The sequence below is a fragment of the Pontiella desulfatans genome (assembly GCF_900890425.1).
Taxonomy (GTDB): Bacteria; Verrucomicrobiota; Kiritimatiellia; order Kiritimatiellales; family Pontiellaceae; genus Pontiella; species Pontiella desulfatans.
Window position 1 is genome coordinate 356,839 of sequence record NZ_CAAHFG010000003.1, and the last position, 25,284, is coordinate 382,122.

The 25,284-nt window shown below is 56.1% G+C and carries 28 protein-coding genes and 1 tRNA gene; 16 read left to right on the forward strand and 13 right to left on the reverse strand.

What is annotated here, in order from left to right; genetic code table 11:
- Position 1 precedes the first annotated feature (1 nt).
- The 4 genes from E9954_RS22570 to eno all read right to left on the reverse strand — a co-directional run bounded on the left by E9954_RS22570 (position 2) and on the right by eno (position 3,147).
- On the reverse strand, positions 2 to 472 hold the full coding sequence (locus E9954_RS22570) for an NfeD family protein (protein ID WP_136081551.1): 471 nt from the start codon (positions 470 to 472) through the stop codon (positions 2 to 4).
- A 42-nt stretch (positions 473 to 514) separates the two neighbouring features.
- Positions 515 to 1,339: a bifunctional hydroxymethylpyrimidine kinase/phosphomethylpyrimidine kinase gene (gene thiD / locus E9954_RS22575; RefSeq protein ID WP_168442506.1), complete on the reverse strand. Its 825-nt coding sequence runs from the start codon at positions 1,337 to 1,339 to the stop codon at positions 515 to 517.
- A gap of 40 nt (positions 1,340 to 1,379) precedes the next feature.
- Entirely contained in the window at positions 1,380 to 1,688 is a 309-nt protein-coding gene (locus tag E9954_RS22580) for an FtsB family cell division protein (protein WP_136081553.1), read from the reverse strand.
- A 181-nt stretch (positions 1,689 to 1,869) separates the two neighbouring features.
- Positions 1,870 to 3,147 (reverse strand): phosphopyruvate hydratase, encoded by a 1,278-nt coding sequence (gene eno, locus E9954_RS22585; RefSeq protein WP_136081554.1) that lies wholly within the window; start codon positions 3,145 to 3,147, stop codon positions 1,870 to 1,872.
- A 223-nt stretch (positions 3,148 to 3,370) separates the two neighbouring features.
- On the opposite strand from eno, the gene E9954_RS22590 reads away from it, so the two are divergent.
- From E9954_RS22590 to E9954_RS22600, 3 genes are read left to right on the forward strand one after another with little or no spacing between them, the layout of a single operon-like run.
- Positions 3,371 to 4,063 carry an iron-sulfur cluster assembly scaffold protein gene (locus E9954_RS22590; RefSeq protein ID WP_136081555.1) on the forward strand — a complete coding sequence of 231 codons (693 nt, stop codon included), beginning with the start codon at positions 3,371 to 3,373 and terminating at the stop codon, positions 4,061 to 4,063.
- Positions 4,064 to 4,076: 13 nt separating this feature from the next.
- On the forward strand, positions 4,077 to 5,072 hold the full coding sequence (locus tag E9954_RS22595; RefSeq protein ID WP_136081556.1) for a GGGtGRT protein: 996 nt from the start codon (positions 4,077 to 4,079) through the stop codon (positions 5,070 to 5,072).
- A 60-nt stretch (positions 5,073 to 5,132) separates the two neighbouring features.
- Positions 5,133 to 5,762 carry a histidine phosphatase family protein gene (locus E9954_RS22600; protein ID WP_136081557.1) on the forward strand — a complete coding sequence of 210 codons (630 nt, stop codon included), beginning with the start codon at positions 5,133 to 5,135 and terminating at the stop codon, positions 5,760 to 5,762.
- A 2-nt stretch (positions 5,763 to 5,764) separates the two neighbouring features.
- Here E9954_RS22600 and E9954_RS22605 read toward each other — a convergent pair whose 3' ends face one another.
- A complete protein-coding gene (locus E9954_RS22605) occupies positions 5,765 to 7,144 on the reverse strand; it encodes a C39 family peptidase (RefSeq protein WP_136081558.1) in 1,380 nt (459 codons plus the stop codon).
- Positions 7,145 to 7,691: 547 nt separating this feature from the next.
- On the opposite strand from E9954_RS22605, the gene E9954_RS22610 reads away from it, so the two are divergent.
- A complete protein-coding gene (locus E9954_RS22610; protein ID WP_136081559.1) occupies positions 7,692 to 9,278 on the forward strand; it encodes a site-specific integrase in 1,587 nt (528 codons plus the stop codon).
- A 160-nt stretch (positions 9,279 to 9,438) separates the two neighbouring features.
- On the opposite strand, the gene istB is transcribed toward E9954_RS22610, so the two are convergent.
- Positions 9,439 to 10,221 (reverse strand): IS21-like element helper ATPase IstB, encoded by a 783-nt coding sequence (istB, locus tag E9954_RS22615; RefSeq protein WP_136081560.1) that lies wholly within the window; start codon positions 10,219 to 10,221, stop codon positions 9,439 to 9,441.
- On the reverse strand, positions 10,218 to 10,748 hold the full coding sequence (locus tag E9954_RS22620; protein ID WP_136081561.1) for a Mu transposase domain-containing protein: 531 nt from the start codon (positions 10,746 to 10,748) through the stop codon (positions 10,218 to 10,220). The genes istB and E9954_RS22620 overlap by 4 nt, the downstream gene beginning before the upstream one ends.
- Before the next feature lie 17 nt (positions 10,749 to 10,765).
- Between E9954_RS22620 and E9954_RS22625 the strand changes: the two genes are divergently transcribed.
- The 3 genes from E9954_RS22625 (at position 10,766) to E9954_RS33930 (ending at position 12,426) form a co-directional block, all read left to right on the forward strand.
- Positions 10,766 to 11,203, forward strand: coding sequence for an Hsp70 family protein (locus tag E9954_RS22625; RefSeq protein WP_168442507.1), 438 nt, complete (start codon positions 10,766 to 10,768; stop codon positions 11,201 to 11,203).
- 65 nt (positions 11,204 to 11,268) lie between these two features.
- Positions 11,269 to 11,994, forward strand: coding sequence for a vWA domain-containing protein (locus tag E9954_RS22630; RefSeq protein WP_136081563.1), 726 nt, complete (start codon positions 11,269 to 11,271; stop codon positions 11,992 to 11,994).
- Between the two features lie 261 nt (positions 11,995 to 12,255).
- The gene (locus E9954_RS33930) at positions 12,256 to 12,426 is read left to right on the forward strand and encodes a DUF2905 family protein (protein WP_407947776.1); all 171 of its coding nucleotides are present in this window, start codon (positions 12,256 to 12,258) and stop codon (positions 12,424 to 12,426) included.
- A gap of 9 nt (positions 12,427 to 12,435) precedes the next feature.
- Here the strand turns inward: E9954_RS33930 and E9954_RS22640 are convergent, their stop codons facing one another.
- Both E9954_RS22640 and E9954_RS22645 read right to left on the reverse strand, forming a co-directional pair.
- A complete protein-coding gene (locus tag E9954_RS22640; protein ID WP_136081565.1) occupies positions 12,436 to 13,155 on the reverse strand; it encodes a hypothetical protein in 720 nt (239 codons plus the stop codon).
- Positions 13,156 to 13,344: 189 nt separating this feature from the next.
- A tRNA-Lys gene (locus tag E9954_RS22645) sits at positions 13,345 to 13,420 on the reverse strand.
- Positions 13,421 to 13,597: 177 nt separating this feature from the next.
- Between E9954_RS22645 and E9954_RS22650 the strand changes: the two genes are divergently transcribed.
- The 3 genes from E9954_RS22650 to E9954_RS22660 all read left to right on the forward strand — a co-directional run bounded on the left by E9954_RS22650 (position 13,598) and on the right by E9954_RS22660 (position 16,834).
- Positions 13,598 to 14,836 (forward strand): glucose-1-phosphate adenylyltransferase, encoded by a 1,239-nt coding sequence (locus E9954_RS22650; protein WP_136081566.1) that lies wholly within the window; start codon positions 13,598 to 13,600, stop codon positions 14,834 to 14,836.
- Positions 14,837 to 14,976: 140 nt separating this feature from the next.
- Positions 14,977 to 15,762, forward strand: coding sequence for a leucyl/phenylalanyl-tRNA--protein transferase (gene aat, locus E9954_RS22655; protein ID WP_136081567.1), 786 nt, complete (start codon positions 14,977 to 14,979; stop codon positions 15,760 to 15,762).
- A 151-nt stretch (positions 15,763 to 15,913) separates the two neighbouring features.
- A complete protein-coding gene (locus E9954_RS22660; RefSeq protein ID WP_168442508.1) occupies positions 15,914 to 16,834 on the forward strand; it encodes a formylglycine-generating enzyme family protein in 921 nt (306 codons plus the stop codon).
- Between the two features lie 38 nt (positions 16,835 to 16,872).
- Here E9954_RS22660 and E9954_RS22665 read toward each other — a convergent pair whose 3' ends face one another.
- Positions 16,873 to 17,679 (reverse strand): glycerophosphodiester phosphodiesterase, encoded by an 807-nt coding sequence (locus E9954_RS22665; protein ID WP_136081569.1) that lies wholly within the window; start codon positions 17,677 to 17,679, stop codon positions 16,873 to 16,875.
- 258 nt (positions 17,680 to 17,937) lie between these two features.
- Between E9954_RS22665 and E9954_RS22670 the strand changes: the two genes are divergently transcribed.
- The 4 genes from E9954_RS22670 to E9954_RS22685 all read left to right on the forward strand — a co-directional run bounded on the left by E9954_RS22670 (position 17,938) and on the right by E9954_RS22685 (position 21,024).
- Positions 17,938 to 18,543: a hypothetical protein gene (locus tag E9954_RS22670; RefSeq protein WP_136081570.1), complete on the forward strand. Its 606-nt coding sequence runs from the start codon at positions 17,938 to 17,940 to the stop codon at positions 18,541 to 18,543.
- A gap of 73 nt (positions 18,544 to 18,616) precedes the next feature.
- On the forward strand, positions 18,617 to 19,282 hold the full coding sequence (locus tag E9954_RS22675) for an HAD family hydrolase (protein ID WP_246046746.1): 666 nt from the start codon (positions 18,617 to 18,619) through the stop codon (positions 19,280 to 19,282).
- Entirely contained in the window at positions 19,279 to 20,271 is a 993-nt protein-coding gene (locus E9954_RS22680) for a serine/threonine protein kinase (protein ID WP_136081572.1), read from the forward strand. Before E9954_RS22675 ends, E9954_RS22680 begins: the two co-directional genes overlap by 4 nt.
- A gap of 66 nt (positions 20,272 to 20,337) precedes the next feature.
- Positions 20,338 to 21,024 carry a CpXC domain-containing protein gene (locus E9954_RS22685; RefSeq protein WP_168442509.1) on the forward strand — a complete coding sequence of 229 codons (687 nt, stop codon included), beginning with the start codon at positions 20,338 to 20,340 and terminating at the stop codon, positions 21,022 to 21,024.
- 60 nt (positions 21,025 to 21,084) lie between these two features.
- Here E9954_RS22685 and E9954_RS22690 read toward each other — a convergent pair whose 3' ends face one another.
- The 3 genes from E9954_RS22690 to E9954_RS22700 all read right to left on the reverse strand — a co-directional run bounded on the left by E9954_RS22690 (position 21,085) and on the right by E9954_RS22700 (position 22,997).
- Entirely contained in the window at positions 21,085 to 22,074 is a 990-nt protein-coding gene (locus E9954_RS22690) for a tetratricopeptide repeat protein (RefSeq protein ID WP_136081574.1), read from the reverse strand.
- Between the two features lie 60 nt (positions 22,075 to 22,134).
- Complete coding sequence (locus E9954_RS22695; protein WP_136081575.1) at positions 22,135 to 22,647, reverse strand: shikimate kinase; 513 nt, start codon at positions 22,645 to 22,647, stop codon at positions 22,135 to 22,137.
- A 167-nt stretch (positions 22,648 to 22,814) separates the two neighbouring features.
- Positions 22,815 to 22,997, reverse strand: a complete 183-nt coding sequence (locus E9954_RS22700) for a hypothetical protein (RefSeq protein ID WP_136081576.1) — start codon at positions 22,995 to 22,997, stop codon at positions 22,815 to 22,817.
- Positions 22,998 to 23,406: 409 nt separating this feature from the next.
- Between E9954_RS22700 and E9954_RS22705 the strand changes: the two genes are divergently transcribed.
- Entirely contained in the window at positions 23,407 to 23,565 is a 159-nt protein-coding gene (locus tag E9954_RS22705) for a hypothetical protein (protein WP_168442510.1), read from the forward strand.
- 63 nt (positions 23,566 to 23,628) lie between these two features.
- Positions 23,629 to 25,263: a tetratricopeptide repeat protein gene (locus tag E9954_RS22710; protein WP_136081578.1), complete on the forward strand. Its 1,635-nt coding sequence runs from the start codon at positions 23,629 to 23,631 to the stop codon at positions 25,261 to 25,263.
- The last annotated feature ends 21 nt before the right edge of the window (positions 25,264 to 25,284 follow it).

Consider the following 25,284-nt stretch of genomic DNA (forward strand, 5'->3'; position numbering starts at 1 on the left):
GCTAGGCTTTCACGACGGAAACATGGCCGCCGGAGGTTGAGGAGACTTTCACGCTTTGGCCGGCCTCGATCCATTCGCCATCGGCCACGACATCGACACGCTTGCCGTTGAACCGGGCAATGCCTGACGGCCGCAGGGTGGAATCCGCCACGCCGAGATCCCCGACCACGACCCCGTCGCCCTTGTGGGCCTTGTAGGTGGAGGTGTTCTCTCCGAGCGTAAGGCTTTTGCCCACGCGGCTTTTGGGGAAATAGCGGATCCAAACCACAAAGGTCAGGATGCCGACCACCAGTAGGGCCAGTCCGCTCACCATGTTCCAGGGTTCGGGAAAATTGCGCCAGCCTATGATGGCCGCAACCACCCAGGCCACCGAGCCAAAGATGCCTAGAATGCCGCCGGGAATGAAAATCTCCATGCCGATCAGCACAAAGCCCGCAAGCAGAAGCGTAAAGTAGATCGTTATCGGTTCCATGGGCGGAATAATAGGGGAAGAAAAGGGGAATGGAAGAATGGATTAGCGGATTGTTGGCGGCTTGATCATCATCGCCCCGTGCCCGGCGCCGACGTTGGCGGGATTGAGCAGGCAATCGTTCATGAAAGATTTCGCGGTTTGCACGGCTTCCATGGTGTCCTGCCCGAGCGCAATGGCCGACGCGATGGCGGCGGATAGGATGCAACCCGTGCCGTGGGTGTGGCGCGTTTCAATTCGCGGCGATGTAAGCCAGCAGCATGTGCCGCCCGCGCTCCAGAAGTCGCAGCACTCATCCCCTTCGGCGTGGCCGCCCTTGATCAATACGGATTCGACGCCCATGGCGAGGATTTCATCCGCGGCCTCCTCCACGGATTCAATCGCATGCCCGGTGAGCAGTTCGGTTTCCGGGAGGTTCGGCGTCAGCACCGTTACCCGTGGAAAGATTTCGCGGATCAGGATATCGATTGCGGCGGGGTTGAGCAGGTCGGTGCCTGACGTGGACTTTAAAACGGGATCGAGCACAACCGGAGCTTCGACGGTTTGCAGGAATTCGGCAACCAGGGTGCAGGTTTCCAGGCCTCCGAGCATGCCGATCTTGATGACCGCCGGGGGAAGATCGGCCGCCAGGGCGTCCAGCTGCGCCCGGAGCATGGACGTGGAAACGGGTTCGACGGCTTGGACGCCCAAGGTGTTCTGGGCCGTGAGGGCGGTGATGACCGAGCAGCCATGCACGCCGAATGCGCTCATCACCTTAAGGTCGGCCTGGATGCCCGCCCCGCCGCCCGAATCGGAGCCGGCGATGGTCCAGGCAATCGGGCTTGGGGTTAAGGTCGGAAGGCCGGAAGTCGAGGATCGGTTCGGTTTCATTGGACGTTCGACCTCCGACTGCTGATGCCGCCGAGCGGCATCAGAAGTTTCCTGATTCTTCCGGGAAGTGGAAGATCGTTTCGTTGGTCCGCGCATAGCCGACCTCGTGGGCAACCTTTTCGACGAACTCCGGGTCGACCGAGAATCGCCGCTGCTTTTCCTTCAACTCCAGCTCGTAGGCCTCGGTCTCGTCAATGCGCTGCTGCAGCACGTCGTGCCGGCTCTGGTATTCCTGGAGCTGCTTCACCTTCGGGGTGAACGCGAGCACCACCCCCACGCCGGCCATGATGACAATGGCGACCAGCACGATGCGGTTGATCAGGTTCCAGTATTTTTCAGTTTGTTGCATGGGGGTAGCGGGTTTTGCGTGGTTCGATGGTTGGAATATAGCGGGAAACTCAACGCCGACAAGTTTGTTTTGCAGGTAGGGTGCGATCCCCGGGCGCGCCGCAGGCCGGACGGTCTATCCCTGCCCAACAAAAAAAGGCGGCCCGAAGACCGCCTTTTTCTCATTAACGAAGAATCGTTAATTATGCATCGCCGTAGCGGCTGTCGGTACCGAGCATTTCTTCGATACGGAGCAGCTGGTTGTATTTGGAGATGCGGTCGGAGCGGCTCAGCGAGCCGGTCTTGATCTGGCCGGCGTTGGTGGCAACCGCGATGTCCGCGATGGTGTTGTCGGAGGTTTCGCCCGAACGGTGGGAGACCACCGCGGTGAAGCCCGCCTTGTGCGCCATTTCGATCGCGTCGAGCGTTTCGGTCAGCGTGCCGATCTGGTTGACCTTGATGAGGATCGAGTTGGCGCTGCCTTCTTCGATGCCGCGTGCGAGGTAGTCCACGTTGGTCACGAACAGGTCGTCGCCCACGAGCTGGCAGCGGTCGCCGATCTTGTCGGTCAGGATCTTCCAGCCGGCCCAGTCCTCTTCGTTCATGCCGTCTTCGATGGAGTCGATCGGGTATTTGGAGATGAGCTCTTCGAGGTAGGAGGCCTGTTCTTCGGAAGAACGCTTGGCGCCGCTTTCGCCTTCGAACTTGGCATAGTTGTATACGCCGTCTTCGTAGAACTCGGAGGACGCGCAGTCGAGGGCGATGGTAACATCCGTGCCCGGCTCGTATCCGGCATCCTTGACCGCCTGCATGATGGAGTCGAGGGCTTCTTCGGTGCCGCCGGCGAAGTTCGGCGCGAAACCGCCTTCGTCGCCCACCGCGGTGGAGAGGCCTTTGCCTTTAATGATGGCTTTCAACGCGTGGAACACCTCGGCGCCGCAGCGCAGGCCTTCCTTGAAGGTCGGGGCGCCAACCGGACGGATCATGAATTCCTGGAACGCGATCGGGGCGTCGGAGTGGGAGCCGCCGTTGATGATGTTCATCATCGGAACCGGCAGGGCCTTGGCGTTGGTGCCGCCGATGTAGCGGAACAGCGGGATGCCGAGCTCGTCGGCTGCGGCGTGGGCAATGGCCAGGGAGACCCCCAGCATGGCGTTGGCGCCGAGCTTGGACTTGGTCTTCGTGCCGTCGAGCTCGATCATCAGGTTGTCGATGCCGACCTGGTCGATCGCGTCCATGCCGATGATGGCCGGGGCGATGATGTCGTTGACGTTGTCGACGGCCTTTTCGCAGCCTTTGCCGAGGTAGCGGGATTTGTCGCCGTCGCGAAGCTCGAGGGCTTCGTTCACGCCGGTGGAAGCGCCGGAGGGTACTGCGGCGCGGCCGGTGGCGCCGGAATCGAGGACGATGTCCACTTCGAGGGTCGGGTTGCCGCGCGAGTCGAGGATTTCGCGTGCCAATACATCAATGATTTCTGACATTTCTAGTCTCCTTATGATTTGATTTCGAACCACTTGTTTCTGAAAACGAGGCGGCAATATAGCCGCGCAGGTGCGGGAAGGCAAGGGCTCCTTTATTCGGATTGTGTATAAAAATACCGATTTTGGGCAAAAGGGTTGATGCCGTACGCCTTTGCTGGAATCATGCGCGGCTTTATTTGGGGATGAACCATCAACTCAGGAAAAGCTAAGGAGCTTATTAACAATGGAATACACATCTGAAATCAAGGAAATGTGTGTTGTTGCCCGTGGGCCGCAGAACGGTCCGGCGCCGATCCCCCAGGAGGGGAAATGGACGCAGGCAGCAGAAATCAGGGACATCAACGGCTTCACGCACGGCGTGGGCTGGTGCGCACCGCAGCAGGGCGCCTGCAAGCTCTCGCTGAACGTCAAGCAAGGCGTTATCCAGGAAGCGCTGATCGAAACCGTCGGTTGCACCGGCATGACCCACTCCGCCGCAATGGCCGGTGAAATCCTCACGGGGAAAACCATTCTCGAGGCGCTCAACACCGACCTCGTCTGCGACGCGATCAACGTGGCCATGCGCGAACTGTTCCTGCAGATCGTATACGGGCGTTCGCAGTCCGCCTTCTCCGAAGACGGTCTCCCGATCGGCGCCGGCCTCGAAGACCTGGGCAAGGGCCTCCGTTCCGTAACCGGAACCATCTTCGGCACCGTCGAAAAGGGCGTTCGCTACCTCGAAGTGGCCGAAGGCTATGTGACCAAGCTCGGTCTCGACGAAGACGACGAAGTCATCGGATATGCGTTCTGCCACCTCGGCAAGATGATGGAATTCATCGCCAAGGGCGACAGCGCCAACGAGGCCCTCGAAAAAGCATCCGGCACCTACGGTCGTTTCGCTGATGCGGTTAAACAAATTGACCCGCGCCATAAATAAGGAGATTTGAACCATGGCATTATTTGAAGGATATGAAAGACGTATCGCCCAGATCACTCCGGTTCTCGAACAGTATGGAATTGGGTCGATTGAAGAGTGCGCCGAAATCTGCAAGGAAAAAGGCGTAGACGTTTACGAAATCGTTAAGGAAATCCAGCCGCTGGCATTCGAGAATGCGATGTGGGCCTACACCGTGGGAGCCGCCATCGCCATCAAGAAGGGGCAGACCGTTGCTTCCGACGTCGCGGAAACCATCGGCGAAGGCCTCCAGGCCTTCTGCATCCCCGGTTCCGTTGCGGACGACCGCAAGGTCGGCATCGGCCACGGCAACCTCGCCGCCATGCTGCTGAAGGAAGAAACCAAATGTTTCGCCCTGCTCGCCGGTCACGAATCGTTCGCGGCTGCGGAAGGCGCCCTCGGCATCTGCCGCTACGCCAACAAGGCCCGCAAGGAGCCGCTGCGCGTCATCCTCAACGGTTTGGGCAAGGATGCTGCACACATCATCTCCCGCATCAACGGATTCACCCACGTGGCCACCCGGTTCGACTACGCGAGCGGCAAGGTTGAAGTGGTGAAGGAAAAGGCCTACTCCAAAGGCGAGCGCGCCGAAGTCCGCTGCTACGGGGCCGACGACGTTCGCGAAGGTGTGGCCATCATGCACCTGGAAGGCGTCGATGTTTCCATCACCGGCAACTCCACCAACCCGACCCGCTTCCAGCATCCGGTTGCAGGCACCTATAAAAAGGAAACCGTCGAGCTCGGCAAGCCCTACTTCTCCGTGGCCTCCGGCGGCGGAACAGGACGCACCCTGCACCCCGACAACATGGGCGCGGGACCGGCTTCCTACGGCATGACCGACACCATGGGCCGCATGCACTCCTCGGCGCAGTTCGCAGGATCCTCCTCCGTTCCCGCGCACGTGGAAATGATGGGCCTCATCGGCATGGGCAACAACCCGATGGTTGGCGCCTCCGTGGCGGTCGCGGTTGCGATCTCCCAGGCAATGTAATCCGATTTTCGGATTCATTCGAAAGGCGCTCCTCATTGGGGCGCCTTTTTTATTGGAAACATGATGAAAACAATTCTCTATCTCATTCGGCACGGGCAGACGCAATGGAACGCCGAGCGGCGCATGCAGGGGCGCTCCGATTCGCCGCTAACGGAAAAGGGCATCCGCATGGCGGAACGGCTGGCGGATGGTTTTCCCCCGGTGGATGCGGTCTATGCCTCGCCGCAAGGGCGCGCGCGGCGCACGGCGGAAATCATTTTTGGAAACCGGGAAATCCAAACCGACGACCGGCTACGGGAAATCGATCTCGGCGAGTGGGAAGGGCGCTTGCAGGCCGAGTTGGATATCGACGATGCCGAACAGCATTCCAACTTTTGGAAGTCGCCGCATCGGTTCGCTCCGCAAACCGGCGAAACCTTTGAGTGCGTGCACCGGAGGGCGGCGGCCTGCCTGCACGATCTTGCGGCAAGGCATGATGGCGAATCCATTGCCCTCGTTTCGCACACGACCGTCATTCGCTCCATGCTCTTTTCGATCGAAGAGCGCCCCCTGGCTGATTTCTGGAACCCGCCCGCCGTCTATCCGGCCAGCGTCAGCGAGGTGCACGTCGAGGATGGGCAATTCAAGATCGCCCGCTTCGGCGACATTGCCCACTACGGCCCGGACAGCCGGCCCTCGGGAGCCTACTAGCCCTACCACTTGATGACGTTCATCGATCCGTATTGGTAGTTTTGGCTGCCGACCTCGCCGACCTTGATCCAGCGTTCGGCATATTTGGGGCCCCAGCTGTCGGAGATGGCGGCTTCGCCGGTCCGCTCGTTGTAGCCGATGACGAGGCAGATATGCCCGCCGTAGCCGCTGGACGGCACATTCTTTTCCTTGATCTTCTGGCCCTTGCGTTCGGCCGTGTTCCGGTTGGCGGCGAACTGGAGGTCGGAGGTGCTCATGAAGCGCCACATGATCGGCAGGCCCTGGTCGATGTATTCGGCAATGTTTTGGGGCGCAAGCGAGTTGCCGATGGGTTCGAGCTCGCGGCCGTTGGCGGAGATGAGCGATTTGGTGGCGGCCATCATTTGGTGGGCGTAGGTTCCGCCGCCGACGCCGGTGTTGCCGGCCAGCGCCAGCAGGTACATATCCGCCGGTATGTCCATGTAGCGCAAATAGCGCTCCCAGGTGGCGGGCGAGCAGTAGCCCTTGGGCCCTTGGTCGATCATTGGAATGTTCCTGATGACCACATCGCCGTTTTCGTGCCGCTCGACGCAGGAGGCCATGCGCTTTTTCAACTCGGCTTCCGTGATCTTCTCAACGCGGCCTGCGCGGTCGGCGCGGTCGGCGGGCATGATGCGCAGGGCGGCATATTTGCCTTCGGCGACGGTGAGCATGATGGCGTGTTCGTTCCAGTCCCAGCGCCAGACCTTCTCGCGCATATCGCCCTTGCCGAGGGTGTCGCGCTTGGGTTCGCCGAGCACGGGTTCGAGCACGTTGTGCACATGCTCGCCGCTTTCCTCGATCTTGACGGCCATTTGCTCGATGAGGCCGGGGCTGATCTGGCCGTTGGGGATCGGCATGTCGCCCTGGTTGGCGAAGACGAACGAGATGCTGGCAACATGTTCCGTCCCGCCATAGAGGACGGTGGTGTAGACGGGCTCCTTGAGCACCTTCGCTTCGCCGAGCGGATAGGCGCGGTGGTTTTCCATGAAGTCGGTCTTCGATTCCTTGGCCAGTCCCATGCGATTGGCGGTCTCGGCGGTGGCATCGTCCCAGAGGTTGTCGTCCTGCCAGATCTCGATGCCGAAGAGCTGGTTGAGTTCGTTCCACGGAACGGCGTGCAGCGGGCCGCGCCCCTTGCGGGAGAGCAAATATTCCAGATGCTCCACGTCCGCCGCGGCGAAGGTGTTGAAGGGCACCGTGATGGTTCTTCCCGAGTGGGTTCGCAAGGCCACGGTTTGGTTGGCATTCACTGTCACCACCTCCGCCTCGACCTCTTTCCCGTCCGTGCTCGTCCAGGTTCTGGAATAGGCCGGCAGGGCGGCCGGCAAGAGTAGGATGCAAATGGAAGCTATGAATCTCATGCTTCCAAAATAGGGCGAAGCGCTTTTCTTGTAAAGCCGGCGGTTAGGCGTTTCGGGTGCAGGCGGCTATCCCTGGGTTTGATGAATTAGCTAGAGAGTGTTTTTTTATGTGAATCAGGTGGTTGATAAAGAGCCGTCTAAAGAAAACTGATCCTTTTGAAACGGTTGCTAGGGGCTGATCGCCAAAAGATAGGCTCGCGCAGCATCGCTGGCAGGTGTGAAAATGTTTCCACTTTGTTTCCGCTTTCGTCCCGTTTTATCCTGAAATATCAGGTGATATCATGTGTGGGGAGAATGTGCGCAAATAAAGAAAAGCCCCGCTATCTATGAAGATAACGGGGCTTTAAGTGGTGATCCGGCTGGGGCTCGAACACAGGACCCTTTGATTAAAAGGCAGAGTAATATGTTAATAATAGTTAATGTAATGTCCATTTATTGGAGTTGTTGGTTCGTATCTTTGGCATATCTTTGGCAAAAAGCTTTTTTTCTTCAGCGGGATGTTCTATACATATCAGGACATATCTAACCGCATTATATTGAGGATACAATGAAAGAGCAGATCGTGGTCAAGGGGCGCCTTGAGCGTCGCAAAGAATCCAAATGGTGGTACGGGGTATACTCAATCGATAAAACGCGTTATGCCAAAAACCTGCGAGTTGAGATCCGAGGAACACCTCCGAGTGAAACGGAGGAGCATGGCTCTGTTCATTTCGAAAAATCAAAATCAGAGGCGGAGTCTGAGCTCCGCAATCTGCTTAAATCAATCAATAGCGATAAGAGTGCAGAGGAGATCGCTCAGGCGGTTCATCAGGCTCGTACTGGCGGGAGACGGGTCAAGGTTTACAAACTGAGTGAGTTGCCAGATTTGTGGATTAATATGCCGAGAAATAAACCGGTATCGGATCTGCACCGCCAAACGACCCTGGCCTGGATCGAAGGGTTTATTTCATACTGCAGTGAGCATTGGCCGAATATTACGAAACTTGATCACCTGTCTAACGACCATGCGCGTCAATACATGCAGCACCAGGAGGAGCGTGGGATCAGCCCGAGAACCTGGAATGCGATCCTGGGGGCTTTGAAAGCAGCTTGCAAGCGAGGGCAGTGCACTGCATTTAACGATTTGAGGCAGAAGCAGAGCGAGACCGTGCATCGTGTTCCATATTCTCCAGAAGAGCTGAAAGCCATCTTTGATGTGGCTAAATCCGATGTGCTTTTATACCCCCTCGTTGTGACTGCAGCCTGTACGGCTATGCGCAGGGGTGACTGCTGTAAGCTGAAATGGACCAGTGTAGATTTGGACGAGGGGTTCATCACAGTGAGTACGTCGAAGACTGGACGCAGGGTGGATATTCCGATAGCAGATATGTTCCGTGACGCGATTTCTCACGAGCTGAACAATGGGTCTGAATTCGTTTTTCCGGCGTTGGCAGCTCAATACGACCGAAATGCAAAGGTGCTTACGGATCGTTTACGAAAAGTTTTAGCTAAAATTGGGTATTATAGCGACGATTATGTGCCGCTACGGGAGCTTGATGATATAGAATCTTCTGACCTTATTAGGATGGCCGAGGTCTATTTTTCATCCGTTCCTACGGAGAATAAGCGAGAGAATGCTCGGAGGATGTTGATTGCCTATCTCGGTGGGTTATCTCTGTGCAAGGCAGCTACGGCCGTTGGCATAAGCAAGGCAACCGGATCAGCATACCTGAATGAAATAGAGCGCGCTACGGGGCTGGCTTTCATTCGGGGAAAAAAAATTCCTGTCAGCGAACAGAAAACTTCACGGTTGGGTGACGTTCATTTGGAACGTAAAAATGGTCTCAGAAGGGCTTCTGTTCGGGACTTCCACTCTTTTAGGACAACGTGGATTACGCTTGCACTTTGCTCCGGGATTCCATTTGAGCTAGTTCAGCAGGTCACGGGTCATGCTACAGCTGAAATCGTGCTGGAACATTATTTCAAACCGCAGCGAGCTCAGCTTAAAGCGGCTCTAGAAAAATCTATGCCTAGTCTTTTAACAGCGGGAAACGTCAACCCAGTTGATCGCCTACCTGATCTTCTGCGGAGCATGAGTTCAACGAATTGGTGTGAGATTCGTGATGAAGCATTAGATATTTTGGGGTGTTCTTGACGAGATGCTGGGTGGCCTCGCAAACCCCTATTAGCGGTATCGGTGTGTATTTTCATAGCTTTTTCGTGTAAACGCCGGTTGAAAAGTGCACCGGGCGGCGGCCCAAAAGTGTAACACTTTTTCGTTAATTACCCCGCTTCCTTGCGGGTGTCAATTGCTCCTACGGTTTCTTTGTTTTCTGCCGTTGTCCCCGGCGGCGCAATGAGTCCTGCAGCCTGAAACTTTCACCATTGGCTTCGAGGATATGGACCCGGTGGGTCAATCGATCGAGTAAAGCGCCAGTGAGCCGCTGCGAGCCCAGCACCTCCGTCCATGATTCGAAGGGCAGGTTCGTGGTGACCACGACGCTGGTGCGTTCGTAGGCCCGGCTGACGACTTCGAAAAGCAGTTCTGCCCCCAGCTTGGAGAACGGAACGTAGCCGAGTTCATCGAGCACGAGCAGGTCGGAGCGCTCGAGTTGCTTGAAGAACCGGTCAAGCTGCCTTTCCTCCCGGCGTTCGAGCAACTGCGTGACCAGGGCGGTGACGCCGAAGAACCGCACCTTGAAGCCCATCTGGCAGGCGGCGAAGGCCAGGGCGGTGGCGAGGTGGGTTTTTCCGGTTCCGCTGTTGCCGATCAGCAGCACGTTCTCCCGCTCCTTGATAAACTCGCCATGGGCTAGTTCCCTCACCAGCGGCTGGTTGATCGAGGGCTGCTCCTCGAACCGGAAGCTGTCGAGGGTTTTCACAACGGGGAAACGGGCGGACTTGAGGCGGCGTTCGGCGGCCCGTTGTTCCCGGTCGTGAATCTCCTGTTCGATGAGCCGCAGCAAATAGGTCGAGTAATCGGCCCGTTCGGCCTGGCAGACCGAGGCCATCTTGCGGTGCTCCCGCAGGACACTCGGCAGCTTCAGCGTTTTAAGGTAGTGCTCGAGCAGTACATGCGACGGGGTCTTCGTGCTCATGCGCCCACCTCCTGTCCGAGCAGACGGTTGTAGTCGGCCACATCGACGCAGTCCACCTGGACCTCTCGTAGATGCTCATGGCCGTCGAGGCTGAACCGGGTGCATCGCCATTCCGGCCGGGGAATGAGGAACTGGGCAATGGCGTCTCGGGAGGAGGCCCCGCAACGCAGCCCCTGCTCAACGGCCCGGGCCAGTTCCTTGGGTGAATGCTTTTCGAGCAGACGCAGCACCTTGATGTACTCCCGGGTTCCTTCGCCATCGAGATCGGCCTCCAGCCTGCTGCGCAGATCCCGAAAGCAGGATGGCAGTTTCCAGTCTTCCAATGGCCGGGCGTGGTCGAGCCCGCCGGGCTTGCGTTCGAGCAGTGCGAGATAGTGCACGGGGTTGAGATGGACGCCGGCCTTGCCCCACAACCGGGGATGTTCGGCGATGCATTCATCGCCCCGGCAGACCACAATCCGGTCGATATAGCCCTTGACCACCGTTTCGTAGTGGGCGTAGCGCACGGGCACCGAATATTGCCGCAAGGTTGCATAAGGACTCTGTGAATGAGCCGGTTATTATCGAAGGTGGCGTGCTTCCGCCTCTCTCTATTATCACCCGTGATGTCACGGCGCACGCCATTGGGGTCACTGTTCTCAAGGAATCTGACGGAGAGCTGTATAACGCAGTGATACTGAAAAAGGGCATCCCGTTTCCATCTCATGACAATACCGACAGGTTCAAGCTGGCAGAGCGAGGGCAGACAGATGTTGTTATCGAAATTTTGCAGGGTCCGCCTGGCGCAAGACGCGACGATTGCCTTGTTCTTGGCAAGTTCGAACTCAATGGGTTGAGCAAGGTGACCGATCCGAATCGCGAACATGAAATCCTGATCACGATGCAGTTGAACAAAGATGGAATCCTTACTGCCAGGGCGCGAGATTCGATCGATGGCCTAGAAGCAGACCTGCAGGTTGAATACACCAATAAGGCAACCTAGCCAAGGCTAACCCCGGCGTACATTGCGCCGGGCTTTTTTCAATCTAAAGAAAATGGAGCAATCAAATGGAAAAATCATTTCATAATTTCGCAACTACAATTCAAAAACCTACGGGGCAGGTTTGTACTTTACTTGTTGTTGATGTTTCGCCGTCTATGGAAGCCTCGGATTATCCTCCAAGCAGGCTTATGGCTGCGATTGCAGCGATTATTGATCTGTTGGGAATAAAGCTCGAACGCCACCCCGATGATTATGTGGGTATTGTTAAATTCAGTGGTTCAGCAAGCATTGTTCAGCCGCCGCTTCCTGTCGGCTCTCAATACGAGGTTCTGAAGCGTGCGGCTCTTAATGGACTGACAGTCGGAGGGTATACCAACATTGCTGCGGGATTGAAGTGTGCGGCAGATGCATTAAGTCAGCATTGCCCGGTGCCTGACCGAAAGGGGGGAGCCATAAAGGAATTCTTTCTTGGCTCCGACCAGGGCGCGGCACCGGGTGGCGTATCTGAACTAAAGTCCGGTATTCAGGGGCATATTATTTTGCTAACGGATGGCGATCACAACTGCCCCGGATTTCCTCGTGACTGGGGGGGGCGCCTGAAGGACTCCGGTGTTGTTATCGATTGCATCGGTATCGGAGGAAGTTCTTCCGATGTTAACGAATGCTTGCTCAAGGACATTGCATCGATAGATGAGTCCGGCCGCCCGCGTTATCGCTTTATAGACGACCGCGATGCACTGCTGATGGAGTTCCGTGAAATGGCAAAGGCCGGCTATTTACGCAAGGCATAAATGATCAAGAGGTGAATCATGACGATTAGGGACTTTCAAAGATATCTATCAAAGGTTATGGCAAAAATGACTACGCTTATTCAAAAGGCGAAAAACGAACCTGAATATCGAAGGGTCGGTATTCTTGCGGTGGTATTGTTGGTTTCCACGACGATCATGTCTCCTCTGCTAGGTAGTGTGTTGGTGTTGATCGGGGTTTGGTATCTTACCTTCTAACATTGGAGGAAGGACGTGAATGGTAGGCATATAACATTTTGGGTCGTGTTCTTCGTTGCATTCCTCATCTGCAAACGATTTATCCCTTGGTTTGGTAGCCTTCCGGGGGATATCGAGATCAGGAAAGAAAACCTCTATGTGGCAATACCTATTGTGAGCTGCCTGCTGCTGAGCATTGTCCTCTCTGTGCTTGCTTCAATTGTCCGCCGGTTTTGAGAATCTGCCTCAATGACTGCGCAGGGTATGCTCGATCAGGTAGTCAGCGGTTGACTGCGAGATCATTCCGTCCATCACGGCTTGCTCCAGAATATAGATGGCCTTGTCGCGATCCATGGATCTCAATAAGAGGAATATCTTGTGGCGGGTATCGCCATTATCATCGATTTGGAAATCGATGGCTAAGTGATTAAAGCGGTCGCTGATCTCGCCAAGATCATCATAGGTCATACCAAGCCCGGCCATCTCGGTTCTGGTTCCGGCACGCTGCTTCCTGAATCCGGTTTCCGTCAAACGATCACCCATTTCCTGGCCAGAAATCTTGCCGCTATCATAGAGGTCGTGGATTGTTCGCTCTTTCTTTTCGTAGTAATCCAGCTTTGAGCGGTATTCATCAAGGGACTCAACGATCAGCTTGATGCGACTGACATATACATCCAGTTCTACAAAATCTCTGTACGGATCGGAATAGGCCTGATCATATTCCTCGAGAACCTTCTCCAATTGCAGGATTTGTTCGGCGATTCGATTACCGCTGGAGGTGCGGTATTCGCAATGTTCATCAAGCCGCTTATTTTCCTCGTGCTCATCAAATGCGCCCGATGAATGGAAGTCATCGACAATCTCATGGGCTTTGTTGATGATATCCTCAGAACTTTCCTCTTTTAACTCTTCCATATCAGCGTGCTTATCATCCCACCCATCCTGGCTATTGTCCGCAAACCACATAATGCCACCTCCAAATAAATACAGATTGTCCCATTATAGGCAAAGGGGATTGGTAGCTGTTCATTTCTTTGGCATTTCTTTGGCAAATAGGCTTAAAATGTCCTGAAATATCCTATGCTATCATGAACTGCACAGGATGCGCTAAATAAACAAAAACCCCGCTATCATTGCTGATAACGGGGTTTAATATGGTGATCCGGCTGGGGCTCGAACCCAGGACCCTTTGATTAAAAGTCAAATGCTCTACCGACTGAGCTACCGGACCAAAATTTGCCTTCTCAGCGAGTGGGTCATGAACCCCTTCCCGTGAAAGGAGCGCATGTTTTACAGAAGACCCCCCAGCGACGCAAGCGATAAATTTGTGTTTTCTTTTGTTTCACTTGGAAGAGCATCTCCCCTATGCTTTGACGATGCCTTGGCAATATAAACAAAAGGGGAATAGATGAAGGTAGTTGGATTGATTTTGGGAGGTGGGGCCGGTAGTCGGTTGCAACCCTTGACGCGCGATCGTTCGAAGCCGGCGGTTCCGATTGCCGGTAAATACCGATTGGTTGATATCCCCATCAGCAATTGCATCAATAGCGGGATTCGAAATGTCTTCCTGCTAACCCAGTTCAACAGTGTGTCGTTGCATCAGCATATCGGCGCGGTTTATCGGTTTGATCAGTTCAGCGGAGGACATGTGCGGATTTTGGCGGCGGAGCAAACGCCCGATTCGGCCGGTTGGTTCCAGGGCACGGCGGATGCCGTCCGGCGTTCGATGCGGTATTTCAAGGACGACCGGCCCGATGTGGTTGTGATTCTTTCGGGTGATCAGCTCTACCGGATGGATTTGAAGTCGGTTATTCAGTCGCATGTGGACAACAAGGCCGATTTGACGATCAGCACCAAGCCGGTTCCGCGAGGGGAGGCTGAGAGTCTGGGAATTATGCAGGTCAATAAGCAGGGAAGGATTGTTCGTTTTTCCGAAAAGCCCGGCGATACGGTCTTGCTGGATCAGTTGAAAGCGCCACTTTATGACGATGAGCTGTACCTGGCGAGCATGGGCATTTATGTCTTCAACATGGATGTCTTGGAAGATTTGCTTTGTAACAACGATGAAACCGATTTCGGCAAGCACATCATTCCGGGGGCAATCGATAGCCATAAGGTATATAGCTATATCTTTAATGGTTATTGGGAAGATGTTGGTACCATCCGTTCGTTCTGGGCGGCCAATTTGGCCTTGACCGATCCATTGCCCCAGTTTTCGTTCTATGACATGAGGGCCGTTATCTATACCCGCATGCGCTATCTGCCGCCCTCGAAAATCAACCAGTGCGACCTGAGCCGCTGCTTGCTTTCGGATGGCTGCATCATTTCGGGGAAACGGATCGATCACGCGGTGGTTGGCCTGCGCGCCTTGGTGGGCGAGGGATCGGTGGTGGAGGATTCGATCCTGATGGGGGCGGATTTCTACGAGCACGGAGTGATTGAGCATCCATCCGGAATTCCGATGGGCATCGGGAAGAACTGCGTGGTGAAGAATGCCATCATCGATAAGAATGTGCGGATTGGCGACAACGTGGTTATTTCGCCGGAAAACAAGCCGGCCGACGAGCACTCCGAGCTTTATTGGATACGCGACGGCATCATGGTGATTCCCAAGAACACCGTGATTCCTTCCGGGACGGTGCTGTAGGTCTCGCTATCCGTTGTTGACACGACTTCCCTGTTCTGGTGATCTTTCGTGACTTCTTTGTGCCGAAGGAGGTCTTCAACCGAAAGGGAAGAATCGCCGTGGGGTCCCCGAAAAGTATAGTCCGACGTGTTGGGAACGGGATGTTGTCCCGTTTCTACGACGCCCAGGTGTGGTGCCAGAGCAAACTTTTCCCTCCGCCGCCGAAGGGCGCGTTCCCGCCGATCTGGCTAACGACCCGCAAGCCGCCCTATGGTCTGCTGGCGAGGGGAGGGGAGCTGACGGAGGAATCGTTGCTCCTGGCCTATTCCAAGGGTGTTTTTCCTTTTACGGACAGGGGGTCGGTCAACTGGTGGTCGTGCGATCCGCGCATGGTGCTGTTTCCGGAAAAAATGAAATTTAACCGGCGCTTTCGCCAACAACTTCGGTCCGACCGCTTTTCGGTCACGTTCGATACCGCATTCGAGCAGGTCGTGAATGCCTGCGCCGAACGGGAATCCACCTGGCTGAATCCCGAAAGGATTGCCATTTGCAACGCCCTGCATGAAAAGGGATATTCGCATTCCGTGGAGGTGTGGAGTCAGGAGGGGCTGCTGGTTGGCGGGGTTTTCGGCACCGACATGGGCAAAATCCTGATTGGCGAGTCCAGTTTCCACCGCGAACCCAGCGCCAGCAAAATCGCGATCGTGACGCTGGCCTGCCATCTCCAGCACTGGGGCTACCACGCTTTCGATATCGGCGGCTACCAGGCCTACTGCGAAGCGATGGGTTTTGAGAATATTCCGCGCAAGGAATACCTCGCGTGGTTGAAAAAAGGCACGACCGATGGAAGAAAAACCGGAAAATGGAGGGTTGATCCCGGGGTGGATGTTGCTGCATGGAAACCGGGGGAGCCGGGAAGCCAGGTGGCTCGTCGGGATGATATTTAGATTGTGTCTCTGCAAAAAATGCGCTAAAAATCCACCCAGTTTTATAGAAATGTCGGGTGTCGTAAGGGGTCGGCACGAAGATGGGAATTTAGCTGGCCAACAAATTGGGCACTTCCGCCGAACCGGTGGATATAAAGAATCTGGACTGAAAATGAAATATCCTCTGATGTTCGGTGTCGTTGCGCTAGCAACGGCCTTTATGGTTGTTACATCCGACGCCGATGTGTTCGGGAGCGGGGCCAACCAATTCTCAATCGATTTCGTCGATATTGGCTATGCCGGAAACGTTGCCGATGCCACTACGGGGCTCGGGGCGGTGGGGTATGATTTCCGCATCGGTACATACGAGATTACCATCGATCAATTCACTAGGGCCGATGCCGCATCCAGTGGGGCCATTGGCAATGGCAATGAAAACTACTATATTGCCGCTGGTGGCGATGCCCCGGCCAGCGCCATGAGTTGGCAGGAGGCTGCGCGATTCGCCAACTGGCTTACGAGCGGCGATATCAATGTCGGGGTCTATCAGCTTTCGGGAGATACTTTGCAGGGGATCAATCGTTCCTATCGCAACTCAAGCGGCGTAGCCTATATGATGCCTTCCGAGGACGAATGGTTCAAGGCTGCCTACTACAAGCCGGCTGACGACGGTTCTTATTCCCTCTATTCCAGCGGACTCGACACGACTCCGTCCGTTATAACCTCCGATGGGTGGAATTATTCCCCGACGGAGCACAATCCTCCTCTCGGAACGACCAATCCCATGTGGGCCACTGGCTCCGGAGCATTGGAACAGAACGGGACTTACGACATCATGGGTAACGTATGGGAGTGGACGGATACCTTGATTACCAATGGGACGGTTGGTGCGGTATACCGTGGAGGTTCCGCCTGGGCCACGGCCGACTATCTAGCCTCCGATTCCTCCTACGATTCGAGTCAAGATCTCGCCCAAAGCGAGGGTTCGATTGTCGGTGTTCGCATCGTGGCCATTCCGGAACCAAGCAGCATCGCCATGATTGCGCTCATGGGGGGTGGCATCTTCGCCATCCGCCGTATTTTCATGGTCTGATTTATGGGGTGGGCATTCCTTCCAGCCCTCCCGCATGTTCAAGGATTCCCGGCAAGGGCTTGCTTCATTCTCCCCGGAACGTTGGTGGTGATGGATTTTGCGCCCCAGTCCAGGAAGTTCCGGGCGGCTTCGGGGTTGTCCACCGTCCAGACGTGGAATTCGTACCCTTCAGCCTGGATGCGCGAAACGAGGGGTTCCCCGAGATGGTCTTTTCCTGCGCTGAGGCCGTCCGCCCCGATCTGCTCCAGGGTGGCCAGCACGTGGTCGAACGATGGGGAGACGGAGCCGCTTTTACTTTGTTTGAAGCCGCATAGCCACGATGCCTTGAGCCGGGGTGCCGCGGTTTTGATGGCCTTGATCACGTTTTTATCGAAGGAAATAACAACCACTTGCTCTGGTTTGATGTTGGCGTGCTTGATGGCCTCCACCAGCGCCGGGACAATGGCGGTGCCGCATTTGACCTCGATATAGATGGTTTTATTGGGGGGAACGGTGTCGAACACTTGTTCGATGGTGGGGATCGTGGTGCCGGCATAGGCCTTTCCCTTGTGGATGCCCACATCCAGTTGCTGAAGATCCGCGAGCCGGCTTTCGGCGATGATGAGCTGTTTGCCCGCAATTCGTTTGGTGTCTTTGTCGTGGATGCAGACAATATGGCCGTCCTGGGTGAGGTGGAAGTCGCCTTCGATGGCGTCGGCGCCTTGCTTCCAGGCCAGTTCAAAGGCCGGAATCGTGTTTTCAGGTGCCTCCCTGGACGCACCGCGGTGGGCAACAATCATGGGTTTCTCCGCAAAGATGGCGACAGACAGGGCGAAAAAGGCAAAGGCTGGTAGAGTCCGCATCATGAATAGTCCTGGTTTCGAAGATGATGCATGGTAGATCCGTTGGGTTCAAACGTCAATGTGAGGCTGGGTGTTCTTATGATATCTTATGATCCGGGCGGAAAATACGGGCTTGCGCAATGGAGGGGGTTGGGGTAGGTTGACCGACTTTAACCGCACGGAAACACACCGCCAACCGCAGCGAACACAGACGATGCATGCGGCAGGAACGACGGTGTATGTGCGTGGAAAACATGAAAAAACAACACAAAGGAACTAAATATGGGTTTATTCAACCTGTTCAAGCCAGCCCGTCCGGTGCTGGTGGTCGATGCTGTTTCCCTCAACGAATCCATGGGAATGAAGGGCAAGGTGCCCCCGCGCAACCAGTTGCAGACGCTCCGCCGCCTGTCGCGCTTTTCGCAACGTGAAAAAATCGAAGTCATTGCCATCCTGACCGGTTCTCCCCTGAACAAGGCGCCGGCCGGCAAAAAATTCGAAGGTGTGATGGTGCTCTATAGCACGGCGCCCGAGCAGCATGCGAAATTCATCGCCAAGACCGCGGCATCCAAGGGCCCTGGAGCCATTATGGTTTCGGGCAATGCCGCGGCGGAGAAGATTGCGGGAGGCGGTGTCAAGGCGATGCGTGTCAGCACGTTCCGCAAGGCGTTCGATACCGGAGGCGAAGGCGAAGGCCAGGAGCGCAATGGTGGCGAAAGCAACCGCCCGCGCACCAATCGCCCCCCCCGCCGTCGCCAGCAAAAGCAGTCGGGCGGTGGTGGCAATGGTGGTGGCAATGGCGGTGGCAACGAGCCGAAGCAGGAGCGTAAGCCGAAGGAAATGTCCGAGGCCGACGCCATCAACGAGCTGATCGACCTCGTCGATTAACCTACCTTTTACCACGGAGGCACAGAGACACAGCGGTTGCAGCACTCCGACCCTCCGTGTCTCAGTGGTGAAGATGACGCTTTCCGACCGCTATATATTCTGCGACATCGACGGTACGTTGCTGCATGCCAAAGGGGCCGGGCGCCTGGCGTTCGGTGCTGCCTTCGAGCAGGCCTACGGCGTACCCGTCGATCTGGCGCACATCAATTTTGCCGGAGCCACGGATATTCGCGTGGTCGAGCAGCTTATCCGCGAAAACGGACTTGAGCCCGACCCGGCCCGGATGGCCCGCTTTTTCGAGCTGCTGCCCGGGCATCTCGACCGCAACATGGCGGAGTTCCCGCCCACGGTTTTCCCGGGGGTGGTGCACTTCCTCGAGCGGGTTTCCGCGCACTGGAAGCTTGCCCTGGTGTCCGGGAATATCCGGAAAACCGCCTACCTCAAGCTAAGGCATGGCGGACTGGAAGGCTTCTTCACCGATATCGGAGGTTTCGGCGACGACGACGGCGACCGCAACCGCATGGCGGCACTGGCGCTGGAGCGGGCCGGCAATCCGGAAGGATCCTTCCTGTTGGGCGACACCCCGTCCGATATCGAAGCCGCCCGGAGCAATGGTATGGTATCCGTTGCCGTTTGCAACGGCCAGTTCGACCGCGCCACGCTGGAGGCGGAACATCCCGACATGATCGTGGATTCGTTCGAGGATGCCGAACATTTGTTCCGGGCATTGGACGTATGAATGCGGGATTCGAGAACCTAACCCCCGACCGCATTCTCGATGCCATCGAGATGGGCATGGACTGCCAGCTCACCGGGCTGACGGCCCCCTTGCCCAGCTACATCAACCGGGTGTACGAACTCCAGACGGTGGAAGGGGAGCGGTTGGTCGCAAAGTTTTACCGGCCCGGGCGCTGGGGGCGCGCCGCGTTGCAGGATGAGCACGACTTTGTGCTCGATTGCGCCGCGGATGAGATCCCCGTGGTTGCCCCGCTGGAGCTGGCGACCGGCACGACCATCGGGGAGTACGAAGGCATTCTCTATTCCGTCTTTCCCAAGAAGTCCGGACGAGAGATGGAACTCCACGAAGACGAGGGCTGGTTGCGGCTCGGGCGGCTCGTCGGGCGCATCCACCTCGCCGGGGCGCAACGCGATGCGGGAAACCGGCTCCGGATGCATCCCGAAACCACCACGTTGCCCGAAATCGACCTGTTGCTTTCCGGCGGTTTCATGTCGCCGCACCAGGCTGGCCGCTTCCGGGATGTCACGAACCGCATTGTCGAAATCGCCATCCGCGAGTTCGATGGCATCGAGCTCCAGCGGATCCATGGCGACTGCCACCGCGCCAACATTCTGGAACGGCCCGACGAGGGGCTGATGGTGATCGATTTCGACGACATGGTCATGGGCCCCGCCGTGCAGGATATCTGGCTCTTGCTGCCTGGCCATGCGAACACGACCCGCCATGAAATCAACCTGATTCTTGAAGGCTATGAGCAGTTCATGGAGTTCGACGACCGGCAACTCAGGCTGATCGAGCTCCTGCGGGCGATGCGTATTATCTACTTCTTGTCCTGGTGCAGCACGCAGGTGGACGATTTCAAGTTCCAGTCCAACTTCCCGGACTGGGGAAGCGAAATGTTCTGGCAGCGGGAGCTCGCCGACCTCGAGCACCAATACCACGCCATCCTCAACGACGAACGGTTGAAGAGCGGCGGCAATTTTTGTTAGACAGGATCATTGAATGACAGGATGATTCTTTCACGAATCACGAATCACGACTCACGGATCAGGAAAATGAGTATTAGCAGAACGGTTAACATCACTTGCCCCTCTTGTGGAACCCCCCAGGATGTGGTGCTATACGACGCGGTTAATGTGCAAACCGACCCCCAGCTGAAGGAGGCCTTGATGCAAAACCAGCTCAACCGGGTGGAATGCCCCGATTGCGACCTGGGTTTCCGCGTTGACCTGCCGGTGCTCTACAGCGATCCGAAAAACAACATCCTGATCCACTGGATCCCGGAAAGCGATGAAACCTCCCGTGAGCAGATTCTCGAGGAGTTCGACCGGTCGATGGAGCGGATGAACAGCATGATGCCTGCCGATGCGGACATCCCCGGCGTGCGTCTCGTATTGTCGCGCGTCGAATTGGTGGAGCTGGTTTTCCTGATCGAGGCGGGGTTGAACCAGCGCGTGGTGGAATACGTCAAATACAGCATCTATACCCGCAACCTGGAAAAGATCGATCCGCATAAATACCGGTTGCTGCTCAACGTGCAGGATTCGACCGACGAAGAATTCTGTTTTGTGATGCAGGATGCGGACAGCCAGGTGCTCGGGGAAATCCTGCGCTACGGTCGCGCGGCCTACGACTCGATGTGCGAGCTGTACGATGAGTGTCCGGACGAGTTCATGGATATGTTCCCCGGCCCCTGCATCAGCGCCCGCAACCTCTTGCTGGAGGAAGAGCTGGAGGATTGATGCACGAAGAAGGGCAGGCCCGAAAGCCTGCCCCGCATCCAGGAAGTCCGGGTTCGGGCTCTATTTCAACTTGCTTTCAACCACGCCCAACTGCGCTTCGGCGATCTGCGCCCACGCGCTGTCCGGATAGAAGACCATCACTTCTTCGAACACAATCTTGGCCTCGGCATGGTTGTCGAGCAACTCATAGCAACGTGCCTTGCCGAGCAGGGCAACCGGTGCGAGGTGCGAACCTTCGTGCTTGGTCTTGAAGTCGCCGTAGAGGATCGAGGCCTCGCCTAGCTCTCCCTTGGCTTCCTTGCAGGTGATCTGGTTGAACTCGGCCTGGGCGGCCATTTCGTGCTTGGGATAGTTCTTCGTGAATTTTCCATACAGGCTGGCGGCTTCGTCGAGCTGGCCGGCGTTGAATTTTTCCTGGGCGAGGCCCATCATCGCCAACGGGGCGGAGGGGGTTTTGCCGTAGTCGTCCAGAATGGCCTGGTAGTCGGTGGCGCTTTTTGCGGCCAGCAGTGCCGCATCCGCAGCATATTCCTTCTTCATGCGGCTGTTCTTCATGAAGCTGTTGAACAGGACAACGGCGCAAACGGCAACGATGGCCGTGGCGACGGGCTTTGCATATTTCTGGAACACCTTCAGGACTTCCTGGACTTCGGCGTTCTTAAGGTTCTCGTGCTTTTGCTTCTTGGCCTCGGCGGGGGTGGCGGGCTCTTTTTTCTTCGGGGGGAGTTTGGCCGGCTTAACTTCAACCACTTCCGGTATGTCGTCGATCGGGTCCTGGACGACCACGGCCGGCTCTTCCCCAACGGGCTCGGGCTCTTCCTCAACGGGCTCGGGCTCTTCGATGGTTTCTTCAACCTCTTCCACAACGGGTTCCGGTTCGGGAGTCGTGGCTTCTTCCACCGGGGCAGGCTCTTCAACGACCGGTTCTTCGGCCACGGGTTCTACCGCAGGCGCTTCCACCGTTTCCGGTTCGGGCTTCTTTTTAATGGAGTTAAGCAGCTCTTCGTGCCCGCTCAGGAAATCGTTTTGTTCTTTTTTTTCTTCGCTCATGTTACTCTCCCCGGATATTCGATACACAGAAGGCGCATTGTGGCTGTTTATGCGCTGATTTCAAGATTTGTTTGTTTCGTACAGATCGATTATTTCCTGCGCGGTGGGCGCGGGCGACGGCCGGCCGCTCGTATCGATGCGGTGCTTGATGGATTCGTAGAGCGGCTTGCGGGTTTCGAGGATCTGTAGAATCTTCGCTTCCTTGTCGCCGGCGAGCAAGGGGCGGGAGGTATCGTGCTTCACACGGTCGAGCACGGTTTCGGCATCGGCCAGCAGGCAAACCACCAGGCCGGTCTTCTCGAAATCGGCTATGTTTTCAGGATTCAGCACAATGCCGCCACCCGTGGAGATGATCTGCCCTTCCATCGCCGCGAGCTCCTTGGCCAGCTCCCGCTCATATTCGCGGAAACGCGCTTCGCCGTCGTCGGCGAAGATTTCGTTGATGCTCTTGCCGGCGCGTTCCTCGATCATCGAGTCCATGTCCAGCAGCGGCATGCCGGTCTTTTCGGCAATCAGTTTGCCGACCGTCGTCTTTCCGCTACCCATGAAACCAACCAAAACAATGTTTTTCATACAATCCCTGCCCGCGGTTTGCCTTCAGCGGCCGAAGGTCTTTGGATGTCGGGGTTCCCCTCCGACGTTGGACGTTCCGGCCTTCGGCGGGCGGCTGCGCCGCCTTGTCCAGATACAGAAAAAACGCTCCCATTGGAGCGTTTTTTCACGATTCGGAAAACCGTATCCTAAGCACCGGTCTTGCGGATCGCGGCGCGGATTTCCCTGGTGTTCATGTGCTTCAGCTGTTCTTCGCTGATCCCGGCACCAACCAGGCGCTTCTTCTGCTGCATAATACGCTGGCGCTTCAGGCGCGGCTTCTTAACAGGACGACGCAGCGGCTTCTTGCGCATTGCTCTTCTAATTCTCATGACAAACCTCTTCCAACTTCATTGGTGTAAAAATCAGGCGAGGAACCTACACGTAGCTCGCAACCCGCGCAACCCTTATCTGGTGAAAAAAATGAGATCCAAATCCGGTCTCGAAATCACGGGAAATCAGACATAACCGAATCTTGTGTAGCAAAATGCAGGGGTTGGGTTGCTAGCAAAATGCAAGAAACTATATTTTGTCTAAAATATGCCTGCTTCTTGTTGGATTTAAATATCCATGTTACCTTCCTCCCAAGTCGGGAGCTAGGGGGATGTTGCGCACGCGTCTGCGGTCGATGGTTCAGCGAGCACCAGGCGCAAAAAAGAATTGGATTTCCCAAAATGATGCGTCGGCCATGAAAGATTATGCCAAGGAGCGCGTAGTATGTGTTGGAGGGGTGAGTGGAACATGTTGATCCTGACAGTCGTGTTGTTGCTGGTTTCCGGGTGTACGGCTCCATACTGGACTGCGAGGGGGGAGGATGCCAAGGATGTGATGACGTTGAGCATCCCGAAGGGAATCGGGGTTGGGGCTCAGGTGGCTCCGCTGACAAGTGGCCTGGGTTGAAATCACGGTTTGGTGAAAAGTTTGAAATGGGGCGGGCGTAACCACGGAAAGGGAGTGAAGGTTATGAGGGCATTTGGTTGGAAATTGTGCATATGCATTTTGGGAGTCGGTTTGGTGCTGACGGCTGGATGTTTGGCCGGGAATGCCGGGCCTTCATTGGAGGAGTTGCAGTCGAAGGCTGCGGATGGTGATGCCGAAGCCCAGTATGAACTGGGCAAGAAATACATCTATGGAGAGGAGGTTCCGCAGGATGATGGGCAGGCGTTCCATTGGTTTATGAAGTCTGCGGAGCAAGGGGATGCCGATGCTCAATGCGCACTTGGGGAAATGTACTGGAAAGGCAACGGGGTGCCCAAAGATGAAAAGAAAGGATTTGAGTGGATTGAAAAAGCCGCCCGTCAAGGGGACGCGAATGCGCAATATGTGTTGGGGCATTTGTTCCGGATAGGAGACGGGGTTGCACAGGACTATACGCAAACGGTGCAGTGGTGGACAAAGGCGGCGGAGCAGGATCATGCCGCGGCCCAACGCTCTCTGGGTTGGATGTACTTTGAAGATAATGGCATCCCGCAAGACTATGCGCAGGCGGTCAAATGGGGAGAAATGGCGGCGGAGCAAGGTCTTGCAGACGCGCAGTGTTTTTTAGGTTTATTATATTTCGAAGGCAAAGGTGTGCCCCGGGATTATGAACAATCGCTCAGATTGTGGACACTGGCGGCGGAACAGGAGCATACGGTTGCCCAGCGCAATCTCTTCTTGATGTACTCCGAAGGCATTGGTATCGACCGGGACACTGAACAAGCAGTCGCATGGCTTGCAAAAGCCGCCGGGAATGGGGATGCCCTGGCTCAATACGCGTTCGGTTCAATGTGCTGCGAGGGAAAAGACGTGCCCAAAGACCCCAAGAAGGGTTTGGAGTGGATTGAGAAAGCGGCCTGTCAGGGGAATGCGGAGGCGCAATATGGGTTGGGGGATTTGTTTCGGGAAGGTAACGACTGGATTGATCGTGACTATGCGAAGGCGCAGAAGTGGTATGCCAAGGCTGCGGAACAAGGCCATTCCCTGGCTCAGTGCAACCTTGGTCTGATGTTTGTCTATGGTAGGGGAATTCCCAAGGATATCGGGCGGGGCATGAAGTTGCTTGAAACGTCGGCGGAGCAAGGAGATGCCAACGCGCAATATTACCTGGGTGAATTATACAGAAAAGGTAAAGACATTCCACAAGACTACAAGTTGGCGGCCGAGTGGTATGCCAAAGCTGCGGAGCAAGGGTATGCGCATGCGCCATGCAAGCTGGGCTGGATGTACCGCGAGGGCGATGGTGTCCGCCAGAACTACAAGCAGGCGGTCAAGTGGTATACCCTGGGAGCGGGACAAGGGTGCACGTCATCTTTCAGCAACCTCGGCTGGTTACACCTTACAGGCAATGGTGTTCACCAGGACTACGGGCAGGCGGCCAAATGGTATGGCAAGGCTGCAGAGCAAGGTCATGCCTATGCCCAGAGCCAACTCGGCACAATGTTCATGGCTGGAAAAGGCGTTCCCCAGAATTCCATTGAAGCGTATGCATGGGCTCTCCTTGCGGCACCGAATGGCTACCCGGACTTAAAAGAGGCATTGGCTGAAAAACTAACCACCGACCAGATCACTGCAGGCGAGTTGCGAGCCCGGGAGTTGGCGAAGGAGCTGAAGAAATGAACGGGGTGGAAAGTGGGAGCA